Consider the following 17,460-nt stretch of genomic DNA (forward strand, 5'->3'; position numbering starts at 1 on the left):
CGGATGAGCGACCCCCGCGACACCGGCCTTGCCCTCGATCCGAAATACGACGCCGCCGGCCTCGTCACCGCCGTCGTCACCGACCGCGCGAGCGGCGCGCTGCTGATGGTGGCGCACATGAATGCCGAGGCGCTGGCGCAGACGGTCGTCACGCGCGAGGCGCATTTCTGGTCGCGCAGCCGGGGCAGGCTGTGGAAGAAGGGCGAGACCTCGGGCCACGTCCTGTCGGTCGCCGATATCCGCATCGATTGCGATCAGGATGCGGTGTGGTTGATCTGCGATCCCGCCGGCCCCGCCTGCCACACCGGCCAGCCGAGCTGCTTCTACCGCCGCATCGACGGCGATCGCCTGACGCCGGTCGAATGAGGCACGCCGCCGCGCTGGCGCTGTTCCTGGCGGGCTGTTCGCAGGCACCCCAGGAGGCGGCGAAGGCCGACAAGCCCGCGCCGACCGGGCTGGAGGCCGCCGCCATCGAGGCGGGGGTGATCCCCGATCCCAAAAGCTCCGACATCACCGGCCTCTACACGCGCGAGACCGATCGGGTGTGCGTCGTGCCGACCGCCTCCGCCTACAAGGTCGGCGTCTTCGTCGACTACGGCGACCAGCAGAGTTGCGGCGGATCGGGCACCGTCACGCGCACCGGCGAGACGCTGCGCCTCGATTTCCCGGACGCCGCCGGCTGCGGCTTCGACGTCCGATTCGAGGGCGACCGGCTGGTCTTTCCCGGCCGCGTGCCGGAGGCGTGCGCGAAGCTCTGCTCGCAGCGCGCCTCGATCGCGGGGCTGACCGTCGACCGGCTCAGCGACTCGGTGTCGGAAGCCTCGACGCTACGCGACGGGCGCGGCCGCCTGCTCTGCCCGAGCGGCGAATAACCGGAGTTCGAACCCGGTCGGCCGGCTCAAGCGCAGCGGCTCTCCTGATTTCTGGCGGATGGATCACGGAGGTGGCATGGCGCTAGGATAGGCGGGGGTGATGCGCATGGTTCGTGGTGGGGTGTTCGCGTGGATGGTCGCGGCAAGCATGGGGGCCCCGGCGGCGGCGCATCAGGAGGATGCGCGTCTCACTATTCGCGCGCTGCGGCAGGAGAACAATCGTGCGATCGCCGCGCACGATCTGAACGCGATCGGTGCCATCTATTCCGACAAGGCTGTTTTCGTCTGGAGCGACGGCAGCTCCGCCGTGGGCAAGCAGGCGATGGTCGAGACGTTCGGAGAGGACTTCGCCGATCCGCGCTGGTCATCCGTCGTCTTCACGCGCACCCCGGTTACGATCGTCCTAGGCGCTGCGGGTGATCGCGCCTTCGAAACCGGGACGTGGATCGGTGACAAGCGCGGCCAGGCGGGCAAGCTGAGCTATGGCGGCTCCTATTCCGCGCATTGGATCAAGGGTGCGGCAGGGTGGCAGATCTGCGGCGAACTCTACGTCAAGCTACGGTGACGCGGGCGCATCGCGCAGCCTAGCGCCCGGCGGGCGTCGGGGTCGGCTGCGGCGTCGGTTTGGCGGCGGGCGGGGCGGGGCGCACCGTGAAGGGCACATCGATGGGCTTGCGGCGCACGCCGGCGAGGCCGTCGGGCACCGGCTTGGGCGCGACCGCGCCGGGCTTGGCTGGCTGCGGCGTCGGCGCGGGATCGGGCTTCGGCGTCTCCGCGGGGGTCCGCATCCCGGCGGGCATGAACACCTGCACCTTCATGCACTGCGCGAAATCGGCGCGCTTGAACTCGCTGCAATTCCACAGCGCTTTTTCGTATTTGCGCGATGTGTCGCGCAGATAGCTGAACGACATCGAACCGATCTGTCCGGGCTGGAGCGGCAGCGCGGTCGGCGTCTTGGTCTTGTCGGTCCAGCCCATCACCTTGCAATAGGGCCGATCGCCGCAAGCCTTGGCCGCGAACACGGCGAAGGCGTCGGGCGGCGCATGCGCGTCAAGCGTCAGGATGAAGCTGTTGGGATCGCCCGCCAGCGGGGCGAGCGCGCCCGGCTCCAGCGTCGGCGCGCCCGCGACGATGCCGCCGGCCTCCGCCAGCACCGCCGCCGTGCGGTGCGCGTCCGAATAGGCGGCAAGCTGGGCGATGGCGGGCTCGTCGTCCGAGATGCCACGGCTGAACGCGCCGGGCGTGCCCCACCATCCCGTCCAGCGGAAGAACAGGTGCGTGTGGACCGCTGTCACCTTGTCGAGGCTCGCCTGCCAATAGGGCACCACCCAGTCGGTATGGTAGTGCGTGGAATAGCCGACCGGCTTGAACACCGATCCGGTCAGCGCCGCCACCGCGCGCTCGCGGGCGCGCACCCATGCTTCGGCGGACCATTGGTGCCGCGCCAGCGCGCCGTCGCAGGTGAAGGTGAACTGGCACCCGGTCGCGCGCTCCTGTCCTTGGAACACCACGCCGCAGATCGTCTTGGGGAAGGCGGGATGGCGCGCGCGGTTGATGACGACCTGCCCGACCGCGCGCTGCCCTTCGGGGTCGTCGCCCGCCTCGTAGAGCATCGCCGCCGCCATGCAGTCGACCGCGCGGGCGCGCTGATCGGCCGTACCGGTGAGCTGGAAGGGGCGGGCGGCCGGGTTTGGCAGATCGGAAAACGGGACGAGCGAATTGTACGTGCGTGCGTCGTCGGGCGCGAGATCCTGGAACGCGACTGGCTCGACCGGCGGCAGCTCGGTGGCGGCGACGACGCGGCGCTTCTCGATCACGACGACGCGTTTCGGCGCGATGCGCGGCCCGTAGCGGACGAGCAGCACCGGCACCACGATCGCCGCGATCGCGGTGACGATCAGGATGATGCGCAACGTGAGACTCGGGGCGCGGCCCGGAGTGAGACTCGGGGCGGGCCGCGCGGTCAGGGAATCGGAATCAGCCAAAAATCAGCGCCGTATCATGCCTCTGGCAGGAAATCGGGCACCGACAGATAGCGCTCGCCGGTGTCGTAGTTGAAGCCGAGCACGCGCGCGCCGTCGGGCAGATCGGGCAGCTTCTGCAGGATCGCCGCCAGCGTCGCGCCGGAGGAGATGCCGACCAGCATCCCTTCCTCGCTCGCGGCGCGGCGCGCCATGTCCTTGGCGACGGCGGCATCGACCTTGATCGCGCCGTCGATCGCCTGGGTGTGCAGGTTCGCGGGCACGAAGCCCGCGCCGATGCCCTGGATCGGGTGCGGACCCGGCTGCCCGCCGGAGATGACCGGCGAGGCCTCGGGCTCGACCGCGAACACTTTCAGGTGCGGCCATTCCGCCTTCAGCGTCTCGGCGACGCCGGTGATGTGACCGCCCGTGCCGACGCCGGTGATCAGCACGTCGATCGGCGAATCGGCGAAATCCTTGAGGATCTCCTGCGCGGTCGTCTTGACGTGCGCGTCGATATTGGCGGGGTTCTCGAACTGCTGCGGCATCCACGCGCCGGGCGTCTGCTCGACGAGTTCGAGCGCGCGTTCGATCGCGCCCTTCATGCCTTTCTCGCGCGGGGTGAGATCGAAGGTTGCGCCATAGGCCAGCATCAGCCGGCGGCGTTCGATCGACATGCTTTCCGGCATGACGAGGACGAGCTTGTAGCCCTTCACCGCCGCCACCATCGCCAGGCCGACGCCGGTATTGCCCGATGTCGGTTCGATGATCGTGCCGCCCGCCTTCAGCCGGCCGTCGGCTTCCGCCGCCTCGACCATCGCCAGCGCGATGCGGTCCTTGATCGAACCGCCGGGGTTCGAACGTTCGGACTTGATCCACACTTCCTGCCCCGGAAACAGCTTCTGCAGGCGGATGTGCGGCGTGTTGCCGATCGTTTCGAGAATCGTATTGGCTTTCATGGCTGGACGACTCCGTGCTCGGGTGTGGTTTCGAGGATTTCGGGAGGATCGAAGGACTTTGCAAGCCGCAGTTCGGGGAACAGGCGCGACCATAGCAGGGTGATGACGATCGCACCAACGCCGCCGAACACCACCGCGCCGACCGGCCCGAGCAGGGAGCCGAGCAGCCCGCTTTCCGCCTCGCCGAGCTCGTTCGAGGCGGAGATGGTGAGCTGCGACACCGCGCTTACCCGCCCGCGCATCGCATCGGGGGTGTGGAGCTGGATCAGCGAGGAGCGGACGTACACGGAAACCATATCCGCCCCGCCCGCAACGACCAGCGCGGCAAGGCTCAACCAGAAATGTTGCGAGACACCGAAGGTGAGGATCGCAGCCCCGAAAACCATCACCGCCCACAGCATCTTCACCCCGACATTGGTCTTCATCGGCCGGAACGAGAAGAACAGCGCCGTGGTCGTCGCGCCGATGCCCATGCCCGCCGCGAGCAGCCCGAGGCCCTGCGCGCCGACGTGGAGGATGTCGCGCGCGAACACCGGCAGCAGCGCCGTCGCCCCTGCCAGCAGCACCGCGAACAGATCGAGCGTGATCGTCGCCAGCACCAGCCGGTTGTTGCGGACATAGCGGAAGCCGTCGATCACGCGCTGCAGCGGGCGGTGATCGGCCTGCACCGCTGGCTGCGGCACCTTCGGGATCAGGAAGATCATCGCCAGCGCGAGTAGCAACAGGCCCGTCGAAGTGCCGTAGGCGACGTCGGGGTGGATCGCGTAGAGCAGGCCGCCGAGGCTCGGCCCCGCGATCGCGCCGACCTGCCACGCGATCGAACTCACCGCGATCGCCGTCGGCAGGCTTTCGCGCGGCACGAGATTGGGGGCGAGCGCGGAATAGGCCGGCCCGGCGAAGGCGCGACCGACGCCGATCGCCACCGCCGCGAGATACAGAGCGGGCAGGCTCAGCGCGTGCAGCGCCGTCAGGATACCGAGCGTGGCGGTTGTCGCCGCCATCAGCGCCGTCGTCGCGCGCACGATCCAGCGCCGGTCGAACGTATCGGCAACGAGGCCGACCACAGGCGTCAGCAGGAACAAGGGCACGAACTGCGCGGCACCGATCATACCGAGCGCAAAGGTCGCCTCACGGATCGTCAGGTGCATGTCGTCGCGGGCGATGCCATAGACCTGCCAGCCGATGATGATCGCCATCGCCGACAAGGCGATCGTGCTGGTCAGCCGGGAGAGCCAGTAGGCGCGGAACGCCGGAATGTGAAAGGGATGGTCGGCGGGGAACATTGCGACGGGCTTTAGGCGGAGCGCGCGGTATCGGGCAATCGCGGATTGCTCATGGATCGGGGAAACTTCGGGTGCCTCATGCGATTGATGTTCGCGACCGATCGCGCCTATAGGTCCGCACTCTCTCCCCGAGGATCATGAGGTTCCCCCACGTGGCCAAAGCCCCCGCCGCTCGAAAAGCCCCTGTAGCCAAGGCGCAGCCGCCCGTTCCCAACCGCGAGCGGCCCGACGAGCCCAAGCTCTACGAGGCCTCCAAGGAGGAGCTGCTCGAATTCTACAAGCAGATGCTGCTGATCCGCCGTTTCGAGGAAAAGGCGGGGCAGCTTTACGGCCTCGGCCTGATCGGCGGGTTCTGCCATCTGTATATCGGGCAGGAAGCGGTTGCGGTCGGTTTGCAGTCGGCGCTGTCTGACAAGGATTCGGTGATCACCGGTTACCGCGACCACGGGCACATGCTGTTGTGCGGCATCCCGCCGAAGGACGTGATGGCGGAGCTGACCGGGCGTCAGGCCGGCATCTCCAAGGGCAAGGGCGGCTCGATGCACATGTTCAGCGTCGAGCATAAATTCTACGGCGGCCACGGCATCGTCGGCGCGCAGGTGTCGCTCGGCACGGGTCTCGCGTTCGGGCACAAGTACCGCAAGGACGGCGGCGTCGCGCTCGCCTATTTCGGCGACGGCGCGGCGAACCAGGGCCAGGTCTACGAGAGCTTCAACATGGCCGAGCTGTGGAAGCTGCCGATCATCTATGTGATCGAGAACAACCAATATGCGATGGGCACCTCGGTCAATCGCTCGTCGGCAGAGGATCAGCTCTATCGCCGCGGCGAGAGCTTCCGCATCCCCGGCATCCAGGTTGACGGCATGGATGTGCTCGCCTGCCGCGGCGCGGCCGAGGAAGCGCTCGAATGGGTGCGTGCCGGCAAGGGGCCGATCATCCTCGAGATGAAGACCTACCGCTATCGCGGCCACTCGATGTCCGACCCCGCCAAATACCGCAGCCGCGAGGAGGTTCAGGCCGTTCGCGACAAGTCCGATCCGATCGAGCACGCCAAGAAGCTGCTCGAGGAGATGGGCGTGAAGGAAGAAGATTTGAAAGCTGCCGAACAGGCCATCCGCAAGCAGGTCAACGAAGCCGCCGATTTCGCCGAGCAGACGCCCGAGCCCGATCCGGCCGAACTCTATACCGACGTGCTGGTGGAGCGTTACTGATGGCTATCGAGATCAAGATGCCCGCGCTTTCCCCGACGATGGAGGAAGGCACCCTCGCCAAGTGGCTCGTCAAGGAAGGCGATACCGTCAAGTCCGGCGACATCATGGCCGAGATTGAGACCGACAAGGCGACGATGGAGTTCGAGGCGGTCGACGAAGGCACGATCGGCAAGATCCTCGTCGCGGAAGGTTCCGAGGGCGTGAAGGTCGGCACCGTCATCGCGACGCTTGACGGGGAGGGCGAGGAGCCCGCTTCCGCAGAGCCCAAGGCCGAAGCGCCCGCAGAGGAGACGGAAGAAAAGCCCAAGGGCGAGTCCGAGGAAACCGGCGCGAGCCCCGCGCAGGAGAAGGTCGAGACCGGCGCGCGTCAGTTGTTCGAGGCGGCCAAGCACGATGCGGCGGTCGCCGATCCCGCGCTGCCCGAAGGCACCGAGATGGAGCGCATGACGCTGCGCGAGGCGCTGCGCGATGCGATGGCCGAGGAAATGCGCCGCGACGATCGCGTTTTCGTGATGGGCGAGGAAGTCGCGCAGTATCAGGGCGCGTACAAGGTCACGCAGGGCCTGCTCGACGAGTTCGGCGAGGCGCGCGTGATCGACACGCCGATCACCGAATACGGTTTCGCCGGTATCGGCTCGGGCGCGGCGATGGGCGGGTTGAAGCCGATCGTCGAGTTCATGACCTTCAACTTCGCGATGCAGGCGATCGACCACATCATCAATTCGGCCGCCAAGACCAACTATATGTCGGGCGGCCAGATGCGCTGCCCGATCGTGTTCCGCGGGCCCAACGGCGCAGCCAGCCGCGTCGCCGCGCAGCATTCCCAGAACTATGGTCCGTGGTACGCGAGCGTGCCCGGCTTGATCGTGATCGCGCCCTATGACGCGGCCGATGCCAAGGGCCTGCTGAAGGCCGCGATCCGCACCGACGATCCCGTCGTGTTCCTGGAGAACGAGCTGCTGTACGGTCGCTCGTTCGACGTGCCCAAGATCGACGATTACGTGCTGCCGATCGGCAAGGCGCGGATCATGCGCGAGGGCAAGGATGTAACGATCGTCAGCTATTCGATCGGCGTCGGACTGTCGCTCGAAGCCGCCGAAACGCTGGCGAAGGAGGGCATCGAGGCGGAGGTGATCGACCTGCGCACGCTGCGCCCGCTTGACAAGAAAGCGGTGCTGGAGAGTCTCAAGAAGACCAACCGCATGGTCGTGGTCGAGGAAGGCTGGCCGACATGCTCGATCTCGTCGGAGATCCTCGCGATCGCGATGGAGGAGGGGTTCGACGATCTCGACGCGCCCGTCCTGCGCGTGACGGACGAGGACGTACCGCTGCCCTATGCAGCCAACCTGGAGAAGATCGCGCTCGTCAACGCCGACAAGATCGTCGCGGCGGTGAAGAAGGTGACGTACCGCTAGAGGCGGCGCGTCATGCCGTCCACTTGTCGCAGGTCAGCTTGTTGGCCGTCGTGATGGCGGGCGACGGATTGTAGATCTGGGAGAAGTCGCGGTTGTCGCGCACGATGAACGACGCGATATAGTGGATGCGCGACTGGCCGAAGAGCCAGTTGCCCACCACCGGCTGATATTTGTAGTTGATCTCGACGAAGATCACGCCGCCGCTGGCGGGTGCCGTCACCGCTTCGGCGGCGCTGTCACCCATGCCGACCAGCACCGGCCCGCCAGCAGGGCCAACCGCGAGCGGTCCGGGCCGAAGTGCCGAATTGTCGCCGGACGACGCGGTATTCACGCCAGCGTTGGGATCATAAGTGCCGGCGTTCGATGTCAGGGCGTTCGTCGCTACGCCGTAGGTCGAATCATAGTTCGAACCCGCCATCTTGCCGAGGCAACGCTGCCAGTGGATGCGCTGGACACCGCTGCTGTCCGCTTCCAGGCTGGACACAGTGACGCGCCCGTACGTCGTCAGATTGATGCTCTTGCCCTGCGTGCGCACGGCGTCGAGCACGTCGTTCATGTCGATCTCGCGGAGCTGTTCGATCTGGCTCGAATCGATCGCGCCCACGCGCGAGGCGTTGTCCGCGAGACCAAGGGCGATCTGGCTGATCTTGAGATTGATCAGCGCCATGTTCGAGGTCTCTATGCCGTACAGCCCGATCATCAGGACGAGCGGCATTGCGAAGGCGAATTCGAGCATCGCCACGCCGCTGTTGTCGCGCGCGAGGCGACGGAGCCTGGGGGAAAACCGCTTCATCATGTGCAGACCTGCTTCGCTGTCACCGTCAGGACCGATTGCGTTGCGTAAGGCTGGTTCTTCAGCAGCGTGCTGGCGCTGATGGTGTTGGTGCTCGACCAGCCGAACAGGCCCGCCACGGCGAACAGGCGCGGATAGGTCACCGTCACGGTATAGGAGCTCACGTCGTTCGCGCCGCCCTGGCCGTCGTCACCCGGTGCCGCGTCCCATTGGTTGTTGCCGTTGACGTCGGTGAAACACTCGCCGGGATCGCGAATGCCGTTGTTGTTCGTATCGGTGAACGTCTCGGGCTTGGCGAGGCTGAACGTATCGTAGTTCGTGCGCGTAAAGGTGAAGGTCGCGGTCTTCGCGATCTGCTTGACCACCGCCGACACCTTCGCGTCGATCGCGGTAGTGTTGTTGTTGCCGCCCTGGATCGCGGAATCGCGCCCGGCCTTCTGCACGGCACCGTTGAGGATCGCCTGCGCGTAGACCTGATACGCCAGGTCGCACAGGCCCATCAGCAGCAGGCACATCACCGGGGCGACGAACGCGAATTCGACGATGGTCGAGCCGCGGCGATCGCGCAGGAAATCGCGCAAGCGGCGCATCACTGCGAGATCCGCAGCAAGGCGATCTGCTTTGCAATGTTCTGGAAGGCGGTGTTGAGGCCGGCGTTGTCGGTCGCGGCGAACGACAGGCCCTGGCCGTATTTGGCGCAGTTCTTGAGATCGGTGGTCAGCGACGTGCCGAAGGCGATGACATAGACCTTGATGCCGCGGTTGCCCGCCGCCTGACACTCCGCGAGGAAGCGCGCGGTGTGATAGGTCGTGACGCCGTTCGCGCCGCCGATACGCGCGTCATATTGTTCGACGCCGTACAGATGATAGGCCTGCGAGACGTTCGTCATCGCGCCGTCGGTCATGAACACGATGTAGCGGTTGGGCGCGTTGCGGTTCGGCCATGCGGCGGTGTCGTTCGCGAATGGACCGTTCGGGGCAAGGAAGCGCGTGCCCCAAATCATCCCGGCGTCGTGATACGTGTAGCCGCCCGGACGCAGATCGCCGCTTGCCGAGACATAGGTTTCGACCTCGCCGCGCGTCATCACCGACAGGCGCTTCGCGGCCTTCGGACAGGCGACGTAGTCGCTGTTGTAATTGTAGCCCATCCAATAGCCCGCGGTGGTGGTGGCGTTCGGATAGCCATTGCCGGCGTTGGAGGGCACGTAGTCGCTGTTCAGGCTGGTCGTGTTATTGGCGGTGTTGAAGCTATTGCCGTTGCTGTTGCGCCAATAGCTGAGCTCGGGCAGCGCCGGGCGCCACCGGGTGGAGTCATCCGACGGGATCGTGTCCGGGTTGAGATCAGGCGGCAGCGAGCTCTGGTTGAAGGTGCTGAGGTTGGCCGTCGTGTCCATTTCCTCGATGCAGCCGTTCCACGTCACGGTGCCATTGCCGAAGCGCGTCGGGTCGGTGGTGGCGGCAAAGGTCTTGAACTGCGAGGTGTCGATCGTCGTGGTCTGGTAGTTCCATTTGACCTTGAGCTTTTCGACCGTGACGGTGCAGGTGCCCGGTGCCTTGCCGCCGGTCTGCGACGCCCAGGTCGTCGTCGTGCGCGTCGCGTTGGCGTTGGCATTGGGATAAGTGCCGGTGACGACGTAGCCCGTCGTCGGCGATCGCACCACGCCTGTAGAGCAGGCGGTGGAGGCGGTGTTATCCGTGTTCGTGACGGTCTTGTTGCTCGAGCCCGTAAGGACCGTGTCGTTCGCTTCGCCCGCGGGGACGCGGCTATTGTAGTCGTAGCTGTCGACCAGATAGCTCGGGTTGAGATCGTAGATCGCCTTGCCGACGTTCACCGACACGCTGTACGGCACGAAACCGTAGCGGATGTGCGTCGAGGAATCTGCCGTCGATGCGACTGTATCGTAGAAGTTCAGCACCGCGCTGCGCACGCCCGAAATCTTCGAGCCGGACGAGGCTTCCTGCGTCGAGAAGCCGAGCTGGCCATTCTCGCGGGTGAACGCGATCTTGCCGCCGCCGCCGCTGTCGTCGGGCTTGTCGGCCATCGAGCCCGTCGTATCGAGCACGAAGACGACATCGGTATCGGCGACGTCGTAGCGCGCCTGGCATGTCACCGTCATCGCCACGTCGGCCGCGCCGAACATCTTCATCACCGTCATCGGCACCGATGTGGTGGCGGTGCCGTTGACCTGGTTGTCGCTCGTCTTGGAAGGGGTGAACGTAGTGGAGGCGCTCTGCATCCAGCCGTTCTTGAAATTGTTCTTGAAGAAGGTCTGCGCCTGGCCGGTCGGCGACACGTCAAGCGGAGCGGAGCTGTTGACGATCGACTTGCGGCCCGCGAGCACGCCGGCGTCGCAGGCCTGTTGCAGGCGCACCTTCACGACGTACAGTCGCGCGGTGTCCACGCCCGAACCGATGATTCCGCAGATGGGGATAAGCGCGATCGCCATCATCGCCAGCGTGTTGCCGCTGGTGTCGTTGGCGAGCCGCGACAGAAAGCCGCCGTTGCCGATGTTGCGCCCTGACTTCTTCACCCGATTACCTCACCAAGAACCCGGTCGGAGATGGTCCCGATTGGGCCCTTTGCACCGCGAGGCGATAAGGTGAGGTCTATCGACGTGGTTAACGACGCGGTTACGAATGGCCCCGAACGCGGACTCGCGCTGGGCTATGCGCGGGGCGACGCGGTGGCGTCACTCGCCGCCTTGTTCCGGCTCGACGATGCGCTGGCGGCAATCCTGCGCACCACCAGCGAGCCGGTGGTGGGGCAGATGCGGCTGACGTGGTGGCACGATGCGCTCACGCGGCTCGATACGCAGCCGCCGCCGGCCGAGCCGGTGTTGCAGGCGCTGGCGGCGGAGGTGTTGCCGCGTGGCGTCACCGGCGCGCGGTTGGCGGCGTTGGTCGAAGGGTGGGAGGCGTTGCTGGAGGCGGATGACGTCACCGAGGCGGTGATGCGCGCGCATGGCGAGGGGCGGGGTGCGGCGCTGTTCCGAATCGCGGGTACGCTGGTGACGTCAGACGATCCGGTAGCCGCCGCGGGGCGGGGCTGGGCGCTGGCCGACCTCGCGCGGCATCTGTCCGACGCCAAGGTGGCGGCGGTGGCGCGGGCGCTGGCGGCGGACGCCCTGCGCGAGGCGACGGCGGTGCGGTGGAGCCGGGACGGGCGGGCGCTGGGGGCGTTGGCGCATGTCGCGCGGATGAACCTGTCGCTGGCGCCCGGCGCGGCGATCCCGGTGGGGGCACCGGGGCGCGTGGCGCGATTGATGTGGCACCGGATGACTGGACGCTGATGCCGTCTCTCCGATAGGTTTGACGTCACATCGGGGGAGAGTGGGCATGTGGCGATATCTGGTCGGCGGGTTGGCGGCGATGCTGCTGACGGCGGGCGGCTTTCTCTATTTCGGCGGGCGCGGCAGCCCCGGTGCGGCGCTGCCGCTGGCGGGCGCACAGGCCGGGGCGGCGCAGACCGCCGACGCCTTGCCCGATGCTGCCCCCGAGGCGAGCGAGCGCACGCGCGAGCAGAAGCGCTTCGACCGCTACGACAAGGACCGCGACGGCAAGGTGACGCGCGACGAGTATCTGCTCGCGCGGCACAAGGCCTATGCGAAGCTCGACCTCAACCATGACGGCAAGCTCGATTTCGACGAATGGGCGGCCAAGACCGAGGCCAAGTTCGCCACCGCCGACGCCGACAAATCGGGCGCGATGACGGCGTCCGAATTCGCCACCACCAAGCCCAAGCGCAAGGCCAAGGTCCGCGCGCGCTGCCCCGAGAACCAGCAGGCGGCCCCGGCGGCGAAGGACGAGGAGGAGAGCTAGGCCGCTCTAAATCCTCCGTTCGTACTGAGCGAAGTCGAAGGACGTGTTCCAAGCGTCGCACCCGGGTTACGTGCTTCGACTTCGCTCAGCACGAACGGCATTCTTGTTTCAAGCCGCCAGCCAGGCCCCAAAGGCGGCGCGGGCGCGGTCGGTGTACATCTTCTTGCGGTCGGCCTTCTTGGTGCGGCCGGGGATGGGGGGCATCAGACCGAAATTGACGTTCATCGGCTGATAGGTCTCGGCCACCGCCGCGCCGGTGATGTGGTGGAGCAGCGCGCCGAGCGCGGTTTCGACCGGCGGCGGCGGGAGCGCCCCGCCGCGCAGTTCCGCGATCGCGAAGCGGCCCGCCATAAGGCCGATCGCGGCGCTTTCGACATAGCCTTCGCAGCCGGTGATCTGGCCGGCGAAGCGGATGTTGGGGCGCGACTTCAGCCGCAGCGTCGAGTCGAGCAGCTCGGGCGAGCGGATGAAGGTGTTGCGGTGCAGGCCGCCGAGGCGCGCGAACTCGGCATTTTCGAGGCCGGGGATGGTGCGGAACAACCGCACCTGCTCGGCGTGCTTGAGCTTGGTCTGGAAGCCGACGATGTTCCAGAGCGTGCCTTGCGCATTGTCCTGTCGCAACTGGACTACGGCATGCGGCCAGCGGCCGGTGCGCGGATCGTCGAGGCCGACGGGCTTCATCGGGCCGAAGCGGAGCGTGTCGAGCCCGCGTTCGGCCATCACCTCGATCGGCATGCAGCCTTCGAAATAGGGGACGTTCTCCCATTCCTTGAACTCGGTCTTTTCGCCAGCGATCAGGCCGGCATGGAAGGCCTCATATTGTTCGCGGTTGAGCGCGCAGTTGATATAGTCCTTCCCGTCCCCCTTGTTCCACCGCGACTGGAACCACGCCGTCTCCATGTCGATGCTTTCGAAATGGACGATCGGCGCGATGGCGTCGAAGAAAGCGAGCGCGTCGGCGCCGGTCGCGCCGGCGATGCTGTCGGCGAGGCCGGGGGCGGTGAGCGGGCCGGTGGCGACGATCGCGGGCGTGTCGGGGAGAATGTCCACCCGCTCGCGGACGATCTCGACATTGGGATGCGCGACGAGCGCCGCCGTGACGCCGCCCGAGAAGCCGTCGCGGTCTACCGCCAGCGCGGAACCGGCGGGGACCTTGTGGATGTCGGCCTCGCGCAGGATCAGCGAGCCGAGGGTGCGGAGTTCCTGATGGATGAGGCCGACGGCGTTGCTGGTCGCATCGTCGGAGCGGAAGCTGTTCGAGCAGACGAGTTCGGCGAGGCCGTCGGTATGGTGCGCGGGCGTCATCTCCCCGGAGCCGCGCATTTCGGAGAGCTTCACGCGGAAACCGGCCTCGGCGAGCTGCCAGGCGGCCTCGGAACCCGCGAGCCCGCCGCCGATGATGTGAATGTCGTGTGTCATGCGAAGCGGCGATAGCGGGGTGGGGGCGGGGAGGCAAAGGTCACACTAAAGTCACACTGATCGGCATGAAATCGGGAAGCGGGCGCGACGGCGAAGTTGTCGAAGTTTACGCTACGTCACCGCGATACTTGCGACGAGTGGATTGATTTGAAACCGCCACCCGGTTCTCCCGCGAAAGCGGGAGTACAGGGTCTCGGGCGGAGCGTTTGGGGCTCTGGACTCCCGCCTACGCGGGAGAACGGGGGGTGTGGCGATGCATCCGTGCAAGATGCACTATCGTGCACTTGTAGGACAGCGATCCGAGGCCGCGAGGTCCCACTTGAGGAACAAGCGCGCGAACGACAGAGAAATCCAGCCTACCGCTGCTCCCCAAGGATAAAGCAGCGGCTCGTTGGGGAATGCCAGCGAGATGAGATAGGCGACCGCAAGACCGAATATCGCGCCGGCTGATCCCCAAAAGATCTGATGACGAAGTATCGGACTCTTATCACCGACCCAGACGAGCAGTTTCACGCTAAGGATAGCCGGAACGGCGCCGACTGGCGCTCCAAAGGCGATCGCCCAAGGTGAAAACACTATCGCGCTAATTGTGGCGGCCGCCAGCACTGTGATTGGATCGATGTGCATGTCTGCGCGCGTAAGCGTCATCCAAGCCGTTTGAATCCACATTCCGATCGGTCCTGCGCTCAAGATCGCGACGCCGATCGGATGCGCGATAGAACTGTGGCGAGACGGTTCACTCACGGGCTGCCCCACGTTCCGCCCGGCCCTTCACGAGCGCGAGCAGGTTGTTCTCGAGATCGCCGAGGAAGAGCTGGCCCCACATCTCCGAATAGCCATTCACCGGCGTCGTGATGCGGTAGTGCGTGTCGAGCGTCACGCGGCTGCGGCCGTCGCCGAGCGGTTCGACGGTATAGCCGCCCGTCGTCACGGTGAAGTATGCGCTGTTCGGCATCAGGTGGCGGTCGGTATAGCCCCAGCCCGCGACGTCGTCGAAGAGGAAGCGCCAGCCGAGGCGCCTGCCGGGCTCCCATTCCGTAATGCGCTCGCGGAATTTGATGCGTTCGCCCCAGTCGGCGTAGCGGTCCGCGCCGATGCCGCCGCCGACCAGCCGCGCGCCGATCGGGCGGGGGATGCCGAGCACGTCCTGCGAGATGTTCCATGCGCCTTCGCCCGGACGCACGTCGGGGATGCCGCGCAGCAGCGGCCAGATCTTCTCCGGCGGGGCCGCGATGACGATACTGCGCGCGACGACGGGCTCGGCGGTGGGGAGCGGGACGAGCGGCTCGACCTGCATCGCGAGGAGGGGGATCACCAGCAGGGCGCTGGCGCGGACGTGGCCGCCGCGCTCCTCCCGCTCACCCCGCCGCCGCAGGGCGTGCGTCAGCCACGCGCCGAGCATGCCGCTGAGCATCCACAGCGGGCCGAGCAGCACGACGCAGATCGTGCCTTCGCGCAGGATGAAGATCGAGCAGACGATCACCGCGAGCAGCAGCCAGAAGGGCACCATCAGATATTGCCCGATCGTGCGCGTCGCGTGCGGATCGGACACGTAGCAGACGAAGGCGGAGAGGCTCGCCGGGAGCAGCAGCAGGAAGGTGAAGCTGATCGTGCCGTTGAAGCGCGTCGCCTCCAGCAGCAGGTACACCGCCAGCGCGAAGGCGAGCGCCACGCCGAACGCGCCGAGGATGCGCGGCCAGGCGGGGGCGGGATCGATCGCCGGTTGCGGGGTTTCGGGTTCGAAATCCATCGGACTGTCCTTACGGGTCAGGCGTTAAGGCCGCGCTTCACCGCCACGGCTCGGGCACCACCAGCCGCTCGCGCGCGGCGACATCGGGTGCTGCGGCGGCGATGCGCGCGGCGAGCCGGCCCAGCCGCTTCACCGGCACGCCGGGGAAGAGGTGATGTTCGAGGTGGAGCAGCATGTTGTAGGTCGCGAGATTGACGAGCGCGCTGTGCTGCGTGCGGGCGACATCCTCTGGCGCGAGGTCGTGGTGCGTGATCCACACCGCGAAGAAGGCCGTGAGGCACTGCGCGACCGCCATCGCGGCGACGTGATAGAGCAGCACCGGGCTGCCGCTGAGCGTTACGGCGGCGATCACCGCGAGGTTGAGCGCGGCGTCGATCCGCATCCGCCGCCGCACCGCAGGGCCGCCGTCCTGCCATGCCGCCACGTGCATGCGGAGCGGAAAGAGCGGGCCGTGGACGAGCACACGCGCCATCGTCATGCGGCCGCACGCGCCCTCCAGATCGCAGTCCGTGCCGATATGCTTGTGATGCTGGAGGTGATTGAAGGCGACGGCGGTGTTGGAGCCGAGCATCAAAGCACTGAGGGCGTGCAGCACGATGCGGTGGCCGCGCGCGTCGAAGCCGAGATTGTGGTGGATCGCCTCGTGATTGAGCCGCAGCGCCGTCAGGAACAGCATGAAGGAAGCGCCGGCCGCGACCGGCCACCAACCGAGCGCCGCGGCGGCGAGGCTGGCGAGCAGCCACGGCAGCGGGTGGCAACATTCGACCAGCCCGTCGCGGCGACGCATCGGCGTCAGGTCGCGCCAGGCGACGTCGGCCAGAGCGGATTTGATCGCGGTCATCACCAGTCTCCTTTCGGGCGCGGGCTATGTTCAGGCGGGATAGTGCGGGGCGCTCGGACGGACGTCGGCGAGCCAGGCGTTCACCTTGCGGCCGAAATGCGCGATCGCGCCCATGTTGAAGAAGTGCATCGCCCCCAGCACGACGATCGCGAGGCCGACCTTGCCGCTGAGAAAGCGCATCGCGCCGGGGATCGTCGTCGGTTCGTTCCCGAGGCTGAGCGTCAGCGTGATGAAACCGATGTTGATGAGATAGAAGCCGACGACGAGCAGGTGATTGGTGGAGCGCGCCAGCGTCTCGTTCTGGCCGAAGCATTGGGTGAGGAAAACGACGCCGTTGCGGGACAGCGTGCGCGCGACCCAGATGGTGATCGCGATGGTGATGACGAGGTAGAGGATGTAGGTTGTCTCGACCATTGTAACTGTCCTTTCTGTAATAAAAGAAATTAGCGGACGTGCGTATGCGGGGTGGTCGTGCCGGCGATCAGTCCTTCGGTTTGGCCTTACCGCCGGGGATGAAGCGGGCGACCTTGCCGCCGAGCTTCATCAGCGTGACGAGCGTCGGTTTGGGCAGCACGCGGACCTGTTCGTACCAGCCGCCGAGCGTGCCGATGAATTCGTGCATGCGCGTGACGCGCTCGCGGAGCTGGGCGGGGGCGGCCTTGTCGGCCTTCAGCCGCTCGGCGAGATCGGCGAGGAGGGCGATGGTGGGGTCGATCTCGCGCCGCTTGCGCTCCTGCACGATGCGCATCAGCATGTCCCACAGATCGGTCTCGGCGACGAAATGGTCGCGGCGGTCGCCCTCGACATGGACGCGGCGGACGATGCCGTAGCCCTGCAGTTCCTTGAGGCCGGTCGACACGTTGGAGCGCGCGAGGCCGAGCGCCTCGACGATGGTCTCGGCATCGACGGGCTTTTCGGAGAGGTAGAGGAAGGCGTGGATCTGCGACACCGAGCGGTTGACGCCCCATTGCGTGCCCATCTCCCCCCAGTGGAGGATGAAGGCCTTGGCGTCGGGATGGTCGGTGACGGTCATGTTTGTTCTCTATTTCTGTAAAGACAGAAATAACGGGAATGGTGGTGGAGTCAAGCCAATCCACGGCCGTTCGCCCTGAGCGAAGTCGAAGGGCATGGCGAGCGT

At 66.5% G+C, this 17,460-nt stretch carries 19 protein-coding genes; 7 read left to right on the plus strand and 12 right to left on the minus strand.

Annotation, left to right across the window (positions count from 1 at the left end; genetic code table 11):
- The first annotated feature begins 3 nt into the window (after nucleotides 1–3).
- From hisI to Q5H94_RS11770, 3 genes are all read left to right on the plus strand, one after another.
- Complete coding sequence (gene hisI, locus Q5H94_RS11760) at nucleotides 4–366, plus strand: phosphoribosyl-AMP cyclohydrolase (protein WP_304561461.1); 363 nt, start codon at nucleotides 4–6, stop codon at nucleotides 364–366.
- Nucleotides 363–872, plus strand: coding sequence for a hypothetical protein (locus tag Q5H94_RS11765; RefSeq protein WP_304561462.1), 510 nt, complete (start codon nucleotides 363–365; stop codon nucleotides 870–872). The genes hisI and Q5H94_RS11765 overlap by 4 nt, the downstream gene beginning before the upstream one ends.
- A 100-nt stretch (nucleotides 873–972) precedes the next feature.
- Nucleotides 973–1,437, plus strand: coding sequence for a YybH family protein (locus Q5H94_RS11770; protein ID WP_304561463.1), 465 nt, complete (start codon nucleotides 973–975; stop codon nucleotides 1,435–1,437).
- 19 nt (nucleotides 1,438–1,456) lie between these two features.
- On the opposite strand, the gene Q5H94_RS11775 is transcribed toward Q5H94_RS11770, so the two are convergent.
- From Q5H94_RS11775 to Q5H94_RS11785, 3 genes are all read right to left on the minus strand, one after another.
- Nucleotides 1,457–2,776, minus strand: a complete 1,320-nt coding sequence (locus Q5H94_RS11775; RefSeq protein ID WP_431312165.1) for a cell wall hydrolase — start codon at nucleotides 2,774–2,776, stop codon at nucleotides 1,457–1,459.
- 95 nt (nucleotides 2,777–2,871) lie between these two features.
- Nucleotides 2,872–3,792 (minus strand): cysteine synthase A, encoded by a 921-nt coding sequence (gene cysK, locus Q5H94_RS11780; protein WP_304561465.1) that lies wholly within the window; start codon nucleotides 3,790–3,792, stop codon nucleotides 2,872–2,874.
- Nucleotides 3,789–5,075: an MFS transporter gene (locus tag Q5H94_RS11785; RefSeq protein ID WP_304561466.1), complete on the minus strand. Its 1,287-nt coding sequence runs from the start codon at nucleotides 5,073–5,075 to the stop codon at nucleotides 3,789–3,791. The genes cysK and Q5H94_RS11785 overlap by 4 nt, the downstream gene beginning before the upstream one ends.
- A 152-nt stretch (nucleotides 5,076–5,227) precedes the next feature.
- Here Q5H94_RS11785 and pdhA point away from each other — a divergent pair, with 152 nt between their 5' ends.
- Complete coding sequence (gene pdhA / locus Q5H94_RS11790) at nucleotides 5,228–6,286, plus strand: pyruvate dehydrogenase (acetyl-transferring) E1 component subunit alpha (RefSeq protein ID WP_304561467.1); 1,059 nt, start codon at nucleotides 5,228–5,230, stop codon at nucleotides 6,284–6,286.
- A complete protein-coding gene (locus tag Q5H94_RS11795; protein WP_304561468.1) occupies nucleotides 6,286–7,701 on the plus strand; it encodes a pyruvate dehydrogenase complex E1 component subunit beta in 1,416 nt (471 codons plus the stop codon). The genes pdhA and Q5H94_RS11795 overlap by 1 nt, the downstream gene beginning before the upstream one ends.
- 10 nt (nucleotides 7,702–7,711) lie before the next feature.
- Here the strand turns inward: Q5H94_RS11795 and Q5H94_RS11800 are convergent, their stop codons facing one another.
- Genes Q5H94_RS11800 through Q5H94_RS11810 form a run of 3 tightly spaced genes read right to left on the minus strand, consistent with a single transcriptional unit; the run spans nucleotide 7,712 to nucleotide 11,024 of the window.
- Nucleotides 7,712–8,494 (minus strand): TadE/TadG family type IV pilus assembly protein, encoded by a 783-nt coding sequence (locus tag Q5H94_RS11800; RefSeq protein WP_304561469.1) that lies wholly within the window; start codon nucleotides 8,492–8,494, stop codon nucleotides 7,712–7,714.
- Nucleotides 8,494–9,084, minus strand: coding sequence for a TadE family protein (locus tag Q5H94_RS11805; RefSeq protein ID WP_304561526.1), 591 nt, complete (start codon nucleotides 9,082–9,084; stop codon nucleotides 8,494–8,496). Before Q5H94_RS11805 ends, Q5H94_RS11800 begins: the two co-directional genes overlap by 1 nt.
- Nucleotides 9,084–11,024, minus strand: a complete 1,941-nt coding sequence (locus Q5H94_RS11810) for a TadE/TadG family type IV pilus assembly protein (RefSeq protein ID WP_304561470.1) — start codon at nucleotides 11,022–11,024, stop codon at nucleotides 9,084–9,086. Before Q5H94_RS11810 ends, Q5H94_RS11805 begins: the two co-directional genes overlap by 1 nt.
- Before the next feature lie 69 nt (nucleotides 11,025–11,093).
- Between Q5H94_RS11810 and Q5H94_RS11815 the strand changes: the two genes are divergently transcribed.
- Nucleotides 11,094–11,783 carry a squalene/phytoene synthase family protein gene (locus Q5H94_RS11815; RefSeq protein ID WP_304561471.1) on the plus strand — a complete coding sequence of 230 codons (690 nt, stop codon included), beginning with the start codon at nucleotides 11,094–11,096 and terminating at the stop codon, nucleotides 11,781–11,783.
- Between the two features lie 46 nt (nucleotides 11,784–11,829).
- Entirely contained in the window at nucleotides 11,830–12,312 is a 483-nt protein-coding gene (locus Q5H94_RS11820; RefSeq protein ID WP_304561472.1) for an EF-hand domain-containing protein, read from the plus strand.
- A 108-nt stretch (nucleotides 12,313–12,420) separates the two neighbouring features.
- Here Q5H94_RS11820 and trmFO read toward each other — a convergent pair whose 3' ends face one another.
- The 6 genes from trmFO to Q5H94_RS11850 form a co-directional block, all read right to left on the minus strand.
- Complete coding sequence (trmFO, locus tag Q5H94_RS11825; RefSeq protein WP_304561473.1) at nucleotides 12,421–13,731, minus strand: methylenetetrahydrofolate--tRNA-(uracil(54)-C(5))-methyltransferase (FADH(2)-oxidizing) TrmFO; 1,311 nt, start codon at nucleotides 13,729–13,731, stop codon at nucleotides 12,421–12,423.
- A 273-nt stretch (nucleotides 13,732–14,004) separates the two neighbouring features.
- A complete protein-coding gene (locus Q5H94_RS11830) occupies nucleotides 14,005–14,358 on the minus strand; it encodes a hypothetical protein (RefSeq protein WP_304561474.1) in 354 nt (117 codons plus the stop codon).
- A 109-nt stretch (nucleotides 14,359–14,467) separates the two neighbouring features.
- Nucleotides 14,468–15,481 (minus strand): SRPBCC family protein, encoded by a 1,014-nt coding sequence (locus Q5H94_RS11835; protein WP_304561475.1) that lies wholly within the window; start codon nucleotides 15,479–15,481, stop codon nucleotides 14,468–14,470.
- A gap of 37 nt (nucleotides 15,482–15,518) precedes the next feature.
- On the minus strand, nucleotides 15,519–16,322 hold the full coding sequence (locus Q5H94_RS11840; protein WP_304561476.1) for a fatty acid desaturase: 804 nt from the start codon (nucleotides 16,320–16,322) through the stop codon (nucleotides 15,519–15,521).
- A gap of 30 nt (nucleotides 16,323–16,352) precedes the next feature.
- Nucleotides 16,353–16,736: a hypothetical protein gene (locus Q5H94_RS11845; protein WP_304561477.1), complete on the minus strand. Its 384-nt coding sequence runs from the start codon at nucleotides 16,734–16,736 to the stop codon at nucleotides 16,353–16,355.
- Between the two features lie 67 nt (nucleotides 16,737–16,803).
- Nucleotides 16,804–17,355, minus strand: a complete 552-nt coding sequence (locus tag Q5H94_RS11850; protein ID WP_304561478.1) for a GbsR/MarR family transcriptional regulator — start codon at nucleotides 17,353–17,355, stop codon at nucleotides 16,804–16,806.
- Nucleotides 17,356–17,460 lie beyond the last annotated feature (105 nt).

It is taken from the genome of Sphingomonas immobilis, from assembly GCF_030580995.1.
GTDB classification, from domain to species: Bacteria; Pseudomonadota; Alphaproteobacteria; order Sphingomonadales; family Sphingomonadaceae; genus Sphingomonas; species Sphingomonas immobilis.